At 61.2% G+C, this 7,764-nt stretch carries 5 protein-coding genes; 3 read left to right on the top strand and 2 right to left on the bottom strand.

The annotated features are described in order from the left end of the window. Window positions 1–14: 14 nt before the first annotated feature. Window positions 15–1,076: a UDP-glucose 4-epimerase GalE gene (gene galE, locus DWV43_RS09450; RefSeq protein ID WP_117564856.1), complete on the bottom strand. Its 1,062-nt coding sequence runs from the start codon at window positions 1,074–1,076 to the stop codon at window positions 15–17. 268 nt (window positions 1,077–1,344) lie between these two features. On the opposite strand from galE, the gene DWV43_RS09445 reads away from it, so the two are divergent. Beyond that, the gene (locus DWV43_RS09445; RefSeq protein WP_117818349.1) at window positions 1,345–2,550 is read left to right on the top strand and encodes a hypothetical protein; all 1,206 of its coding nucleotides are present in this window, start codon (window positions 1,345–1,347) and stop codon (window positions 2,548–2,550) included. A 222-nt stretch (window positions 2,551–2,772) separates the two neighbouring features. Here DWV43_RS09445 and murB read toward each other — a convergent pair whose 3' ends face one another. Then, entirely contained in the window at window positions 2,773–3,735 is a 963-nt protein-coding gene (murB, locus tag DWV43_RS09440; protein WP_117818351.1) for a UDP-N-acetylmuramate dehydrogenase, read from the bottom strand. A gap of 183 nt (window positions 3,736–3,918) precedes the next feature. On the opposite strand from murB, the gene DWV43_RS09435 reads away from it, so the two are divergent. Both DWV43_RS09435 and DWV43_RS09430 read left to right on the top strand, forming a co-directional pair. Further along, the gene (locus DWV43_RS09435) at window positions 3,919–4,947 is read left to right on the top strand and encodes a LacI family DNA-binding transcriptional regulator (RefSeq protein WP_055252182.1); all 1,029 of its coding nucleotides are present in this window, start codon (window positions 3,919–3,921) and stop codon (window positions 4,945–4,947) included. Between the two features lie 204 nt (window positions 4,948–5,151). Further along, window positions 5,152–7,680, top strand: coding sequence for a phosphoketolase (locus tag DWV43_RS09430; RefSeq protein ID WP_117818353.1), 2,529 nt, complete (start codon window positions 5,152–5,154; stop codon window positions 7,678–7,680). Window positions 7,681–7,764: the final 84 nt, after the last annotated feature.

Here is a 7,764-nt window from a genome sequence, read left to right as displayed (position 1 = left end):
GCGGGGGGGAGTGGCTACTCGGCGTCGGCGAAGCCGTTGGGGTTATGGCTCTGCCAATTCCAGCTGTCGCGGCACATGTCCGCGATGTCGTACTGGGCCTTCCAGCCCATCATGCGTTCGGCCTTGGAGGCATCGCACCAGTTGGCGGCGATATCGCCGGCACGGCGCTCGCGAATCACGTAGGGCAGCTCCTTGCCGCAGGCCTTGGAGAAGGCGGCGACGACCTCGAGTACCGAGGTGCCGGTGCCGGTGCCCAGGTTAAAGATCTCGACGCCGGTCTTGCCGTTCATCCAGTTGAGGGCGGCAACGTGACCGGATGCCAGGTCGCACACGTGGATGTAGTCGCGCACGCCGGTGCCGTCGGGGGTGGGGTAGTCGTTGCCAAAGACCTGAACGGCCTCGAGCTTACCGACGGCGACCTGGGCGACGTAGGGCACCAGGTTGTTGGGGATGCCCTTGGGGTCCTCGCCGATCAGGCCCGACGGATGGGCACCGATGGGATTGAAATAACGGAGCAGCACGACGTCCCACTCGGGGTCGGCGGTGTGGACGTCCATGAGGATCTGCTCAATCATCCACTTGGTCCAACCATAGGGGTTGGTCGCGGGCTTCTTGGGGTCTTCCTCGGTGACGGGCGGATTGTCCGGATCGCCGTAGACGGTCGAAGAGCTCGAGAAGATGATGGACTTACAGCCGTGGTTGCGCATGACATCGATGAGCACCAGGGTGTTCTCGATATTGTTGTGGTAGTACTCGACGGGCTTGCTCACCGACTCGCCAACGGCCTTAAAGCCGGCGAAGTGGATGACGCGGTCGATCTGGTGGGTATCGAAGATCTTGTTCATCGCATCGCGGTCGAGCACGTTGGCCTCGTAGAAGGTGAGGTTCTTGGCGGCCTCGTCGCCCACGATGGTCTTGACGCGGTCGATGGCAACGGCGCTGGAGTTGGAGAGGTCATCGACGACGACAACCTGGTAGCCACCCTCGAGCAGCTGAACGACGGTGTGCGAGCCGATAAAGCCGGCGCCGCCGGTAACGAGGACGCAGGTGTCTTTGGGGTCGAGTGCTTTGGACATGTAGTCTCCTATCGAATCAGGAACACTTCTTGAGGGGAGTATAGCGCAGCTGGGGGCGCCCAAAACACGCGGGGCAGGAAAACCAGAGGATTGATGTTAACGTACTCATAGGGTGTTATTTGCATAATCCTTACCTTTGGTGTGGGACGTATTTGCGAGCCGCTGACCATGCTTTTCCAGCCGTTCGTGGAAATAGTTGGGACAAGCGCGATGTGCGTTAATATGTTTGAGTTGAGCGACATATAAATAAGCATGTAACGGAGTACATATGTCACCAAACAACGATTCCATCTTTACGCAGGAGCTTTCGCGCCGCACTGCCCTTAAGGCTCTTTTCGGCGCCGCTTCTGCGGCTGTTCTTTTTGGCCTGCCCGCCCGCGCCCATGCGGCTGAGGCCAGTCAAGAAACCACCGACAAACTGAATGCCGCCCAGGCCCAGCTCGACGAGGTCCAGGCTCAGCTCGACAGCATTGCCAATGAGTACGCGGCGCTCGCCAACAAGAATGCCCAGACCCTCAACGACATCGAGAATGTCCAGGGCAAGATTGACGACACGCAGGCCCAGATCGATGAAAAGAAGGCCGAGCTCAAGAAGAAGCGCAACGACCTTTCCGATCGCGTGGCCGCCAGCTACAAGTCCGGCGGTACGAACATCCTGTCGCTGCTGCTGGCCTCTGGCTCGTTTGAGGAACTCGTCGCCAACGCGCATTACGTTGAGAAGATCAACAAGAGCGACCGCGATGCCATCGAGGATATCCAGACGATTCAGGCTGAGCTCGACGCGCAGAAGACCGAGCTCGAAGCACAAAAGGCCAACCTGGAGAAACTCAAGGACCAGCAGACGGCTCAGATGCAGGATATGCAGGCCAAGCAGCAAGAAGTCCAGACCGTGCTGAACGGTCTTTCCGACGACGTCAAGGAGCTCATGGCTCAGCGCGATTCCGAGATTCTCGCTGCCGCCCAGGCCGAGGAGGCCGCTAGGAAGGCCGCCGCTGCCGCGGCCGCCGCGAACAAGAACAATTCCTACTCGGGTGGTTCGAGCTCGGGCGGTGGATCGTATGCGCCCGGAACTCCGCAGCAGAATGCCGGCTCGGGCAAGCAGCAGGCCGTCGTCAACGCGTGCTACTCCACGCCTTCGCCGGGTCAGAACTGGTGCGCGGCGTGGGTTACCAATGTCTTCCGTAACGCCGGCGTTGGCTACTTTGGCGGTAACGCGTGCGATATGTTTAACGCCTGGTGCTATAGCTCCGACCGCTCGGCGCTGCAGGTGGGCATGATTGTGGCTGACTCCTCGCATAGCGGCACCGGTACGCCGGGCCTGCTGTATGGCCATGTGGGCATCTATGTTGGCGGCGGCATCGTTATGAGCAACGAGGGCGCCATTACATCGAAGTCGCTCGATTCGTTCATTAGCTTTTATGGTACTGGCTCTGGCGTGCGCTGGGGCTGGCTCGGCGGTATTGCGCTGTCGTAAAGCCGACGGGGCCGCGTGCCCGCCCGCGATATATTTGATTGCCTGCTCGGGCAGTCCTGCGCAAGACGAAGGCCACATTAAGTGGCCTTCTTTGCGTGCGGAACTCGCGATCAATCAAATATATCGCGGGCGGGCACGCGGTTCTCTCGGGTCCTGAGCACAACTCACCGGACTGGTTGTCTGAATAAAAGAAAGTGAAGGCCCCTTTCGGGGCCTTCTTTGTTAAAGGAATTCGCCGACTCGGTGGACTTCGGGTTGTAGGTCTACTCCGAATTGGTCCTTGACGGTTGCTTGAATGTGGCGGATGAGTTCGTCGACGTCGGCGGCGGTGGCGTGGTCGGCGTTGACGATAAAGCCGCAGTGCTTTTCGCTTACCTGCGCGCCGCCGACAGCATGGCCGCGCAGGCCGGCATCCATGATGAGTTTGCCGGCAAAGTGGCCCTCGGGGCGCTTGAAGGTGGAGCCGGCACTCGGCATGTCGAGCGGCTGCTTGTCCTCGCGGCGCTGGCGGTAGTCGTCCATGTCGGCCTTGATCATCGCGGCGTTGCCCGGGGCGAGATTGAAAGTGGCCGAAAGCACGATGAAACCGTCGTCGGCAATGCGGCTCTTGCGATAGCCCAGGTTGAGCTCATCGACATCGAACTCGATAATGCTGCCGCTACCGCGGGTGCCGTCGTCGAGCATGCGGGCGGGCTTGTAGACGCGCACGGACTCCAGCACATCGGCCATGCAAGCGCCGTATGCTCCGGCGTTCATGTAGCAGGCACCGCCGACCGATCCGGGAATGCCCGAGATGGGCTCCATGCTGGTAAGGCCGGCCTCGGCTGCCGCGGCTGCGACATCGGAAAGCAAGGCGCCGGCTGCCGCCGTGACGTGCGTGCCGTCGACCGTAATGTCGGAGAGGCCCTCGCCCAGCGCTACGACGACGCCGCGGATGCCCTTGTCGCCGACGAGCAAGTCGGAGCCGTTGCCCACGATGGTGAGTGGCAGGTCGCAGCGATAGCAGGTATCGAGCGTGGCGACGAGGCCCTGCTCAGTATCGGGCGTGACAAAGACGTCGGCCGGACCGCCGATCTTAAACGTGGTGTGCTCGCGCATGGGCTCGCTCATCAGCACGTTGTCCTCGCCGGCAACGCCAGCGAGCGCGCACAGCAGGTCCTCGTTAAAAAAATCGTTCTCGTGCATACGAATATCCGCCTTTTGGTGGTCGTTCTCATCAATCGATTGCAATATACCCCACCCAGATGTATTTGGTGCGCTGGCGGCGATAAAACTGCCGTCCACCGGATTGATAAAGTGTTTATCATCGAGGTAGAGGGGCAGTCGCTATACTTTCAAGAGATTGCGCGTAAACCCGGAAGGAGCGAGATGGCCAACAAAGTCACCCTCAAGCAGATTGCCCAAGAGGTGGGGCTTTCCCCTTCGTCGGTCTCGCTTGTTCTCAATAATCGGCCCTGTCGCATCTCGGAAGAAAACCGCAAACTCATCAAGGAGGTTGCGGCGCGCAATCACTATGTTCCCAACCAGATCGCGCGCAGCCTGGTCATGCGCGAGTCGCGCACCCTGGGCCTTATCGTCCCCAACATCGAGAGCCGCTTTTTCGCCTCGCTCGCCGGCAGCTTGGAAAAGCGCTGCCGCGAGGACGGCTACGCGCTTTTTATTACCAGCTCGGGCGGAAGCGCCGATGACGATCTGGAGCTGCTGCGCCAGCTGGTGACGCGTGGCGTTGATGGCGTCTTCCTGGTGGTAGGTGACGAGTTCTCCGACGACCGCGCCCTGCGCGAAGAAGTCAGCCACCTGCCCATCCCGGCCGTAATGGTCGACCGTGCCATTGAGGGGCTCGAGTGCGACAAGGTGATGTTCGACCACGAGATGGGCGGCTATATGGCCACCCGCTATCTGATCGAGCAAGGCCACCGCCGTATTGCCTGCTTGGTTAACGCGCGTCGCTCCAATACGGGTCGCAAACGACTTGCCGGCTATGAACGCGCGCTGCGCGAGGTTGGCCTGCCCATCGACGCGCGCTTGGAGTTCGAGAGCGAGTACTACATTCCGAGTGCCTACGAGGCCTCGGAGGCGGTGCTCGCAACCGATGCCACCGCCGTGTTCGCAAGTTCGGACAACATCGCCCTCGGTTTGCTCAAGCGCTTGCACGAGATGGGGAAGAGCATCCCGGGCGATATCTCGGTGGTGAGCTATGACAACTCGGCTGCCGACGTTCTCTTTGAGCCGGCGCTGACCGCGATCGAGCAGGATCCGGGCGTGCTTGCCGAGCATGCCTTTGGTTGCATGTCCAAACGTCTTGCCGGCAAGGGCGGCAGGCGTGCCGAAGAAGTGGTTCTGGAGCCTGCTCTCATTGTGAAGGGCAGCGTTCTAGAACTTACTAAATACAACTAAACATGTTTATCAATTCGAGAAGATCGAATGTGGAGCATCTGTGACAGGCAATGCCGCAGGTGAATGTTACGTTTTGCCAATTGGTGTGTTTGATAGAGATGATAAAACGTTTTTTCACCATGATAAAACGTTTTAGCAAATATACTAGTCCCAACGAATGGTTGCCGTATCGGAGGGTGACCGCGCAGCGAAGGGACATAAACAATGGCTAAAACACTGGGGACGCCGTGGCAAAAGCTGGGGCACGAGGTGCCGGCTTCCGAGCTCGAGGGTGTCGATCTGTATTGGCGCGCTTCGAACTACCTGTCCGTCGGTCAGATCTACCTTCGCTCCAACCCGCTGATGCGCGCTGACTTTGTCGACGATAAGACTGGCGAGGCGCGCGACTTCGGTCGTCCGGACGTCAAGCATCGCCTGGTTGGTCACTGGGGCACTACGCCCGGCATCAACTTCCTGTTCGGCCACGTCAACCGCCTTATTGCCGATCACAACCAGAACGCCATTTTCTTGATGGGCCCGGGTCACGGTGGCCCCGCCGGCACCGCCCAGTCGCTGCTCGACGGTACTTACCGCGAGATCCGCCCCGACATCACCAATGACGAGGCCGGCCTGCAGAAGTTCTTCCGCCAGTTCTCCTATCCCGGCGGCATCCCGAGCCACTTTGCGCCCGAGACGCCCGGCTCCATCCACGAGGGCGGCGAGCTCGGCTACACGCTCAGCCACGCTTACGGTGCCGTCATGGACAACCCGAGCCTGCTAGCCGTGGCCGTGGTGGGCGACGGCGAGTCCGAGACCGGCCCGCTCGCGACTTCTTGGCAGTCCAACAAGCTCGTGAACCCGGCAACCGACGGTATCGTCCTGCCGATCCTGCACCTCAACGGCTACAAGATCGCCAACCCCACCATCCTCGCCCGCGTGTCCGACGAAGAGCTCACCAAGTTCTTTGAGGGTATGGGCTATAGGCCGCACTTCTTTATCGCCGGCTTTGACGACGAGAGCCACGCAAGCATCCATGAGCGCTTTGCCGCCCTGTTTGAGCAGGTCTTTGACGAGATTTGTGACATCAAGGCCACCGCGCAGGCCCAGGCTGCCGCGGGCGAGACCGTGGTCCGCCCGGCCTACCCCATGATTGTGTTCCGTACGCCCAAGGGCTGGACCTGCCCCAAGCAGATCGACGGCAAGAAGACCGAGGACTCCTGGCGCGCCCATCAGGTGCCGCTGGCAAGCGCCAAGGACACTCACGAGCACTTCCGCGTGCTGCGCGAGTGGCTGCGCTCCTACAAGCCCGAGGAGCTCTTTACGCCCGAGGGCCAGGTGCGCCCCGAGGTAACGGCCTTTATGCCGACCGGCGAGCTGCGTATTGGCGCCAACCCCAACGCGAACGGCGGCAAGGTGCGTCGCGAGCTCGAGCTGCCCGATATCCACGCCCACGAGATTCCCGTCGCCGAGAAGGGCCATGGTTGGGGCTCCACCGAGGCTGCCCGCGTCTTTGGTGAGTACACTGCCGACGTTCTGGCCAAGAACATGGACGACTTCCGCATCTTCGGTCCAGACGAGACCGCGTCCAACCGCCTGCAGGCCGCTTATAAGGTGACCAAGAAGCAGTGGGATGCCGGCTTCTACGAGGACGAGGCCAACGACGAGCTGCTCGCTGGCTCCGGCAAGGTTGTCGAGCAGCTGTCCGAGCACCAGTGCGAGGGCTTCCTCGAGGCCTATGTGCTCACCGGCCGCTCCGGCGTGTGGAGCTCCTACGAGAGCTTTGTCCATGTGGTCGACTCCATGGTCAACCAGCACTGCAAGTGGCTCGAGGCTACCAAGCGCGAGATTCCGTGGCGTGCCCCCATCAGCGGCCTCAACATTTTGCTGTCGAGCCATGTTTGGCGTCAGGACCACAACGGCTTCTCGCACCAGGATCCTGGCTTTATCGACCTGCTGCTCAACAAGGCCAACGACACGCATATCGTGAACGCTTACTATCCGGCCGACGCTAACATGGCTCTCGCCGTGGCCGAGCGCGTCTACCAGTCCACCGACTGCGTCAACGCCATCTTCTGCGGCAAGCAGCCCGCCCCGACCTTCCAGACGGTCGACGAGGCAAAGGCCGAGCTCGCCGAGGGCGTCGCAAATTGGGAGTGGGCATCTACCGCCGACTCGCTCGGCGAGGCCGACGTCGTGGTCGCCACGTGTGGCGACGTGCCGACGCTCGAGGCTCTGGCTGCAACCGATATGCTGCGCGAGCTGGGCATCAAGGTATGGTTCGTCAACGTGGTCGATCTGCTCAAGATTCAGAACGTCTGCGAGAACGACCAGGCTATAAGCGACGAGCGCTGGGCTGAGCTGTTTGGCTGCGGCGAGAAGCCCGTGCTCTTCGCGTTCCACGCCTATGCCGGCACGATTCGCCGCCTGATCTGGAACCGCCCCGGACACGACGCGTTCCGCGTCCACGGCTACGAGGAGAAGGGCTCCACGACCACGCCGTTCGACATGCTGCGCCTGAACAACATGGATCGTTGGGCCCTGGCCGCCGACGTGCTGCGCATGGTCGACGCCGATAAGTTTGCCGAGCAGATTGATGAGTGGGAGGCCTTCCGCACCGAGGCCTTTGAGTTCGCGTGCGACGAGGGCTTCGATCACCCGGCCTTTACCGACTGGGTCTGGCCCGACGCCGCTGCCGCAACCGCAGCCGACGGCGCGCTCTCCGCAACGCAGCTAACTGCCGGCGACAACGAATAGCATCCGGGACGGTCTCGCGCTGGGGCCGCCTCCGGGCGGGCGCCTTCCTCTGAGAAGTGGGCTTCGCGAACTTCTCAGAGGAAG

It is taken from the genome of Collinsella sp. AF05-9 (genome assembly GCF_003465595.1).
Taxonomy (GTDB): Bacteria; Actinomycetota; Coriobacteriia; order Coriobacteriales; family Coriobacteriaceae; genus Collinsella.
Note: the sequence above shows the minus strand (reverse complement) of the source record. Positions and strands in the feature narration are given on the sequence as shown.

Bases quoted from the DNA above. Each gene is read 5' to 3' on its own strand.
- DWV43_RS09445 (WP_117818349.1), top strand. From the start codon at position 1,345: ATGTCACCAAACAACGATTCCATCTTTACGCAGGAGCTTTCGCGCCGC.
- murB (WP_117818351.1), bottom strand. From the start codon at position 3,735: ATGCACGAGAACGATTTTTTTAACGAGGACCTGCTGTGCGCGCTCGCT.
- DWV43_RS09430 (WP_117818353.1), top strand. From the start codon at position 5,152: ATGGCTAAAACACTGGGGACGCCGTGGCAAAAGCTGGGGCACGAGGTG.
- galE (WP_117564856.1), bottom strand. From the start codon at position 1,076: ATGTCCAAAGCACTCGACCCCAAAGACACCTGCGTCCTCGTTACCGGC.
- DWV43_RS09435 (WP_055252182.1), top strand. From the start codon at position 3,919: ATGGCCAACAAAGTCACCCTCAAGCAGATTGCCCAAGAGGTGGGGCTT.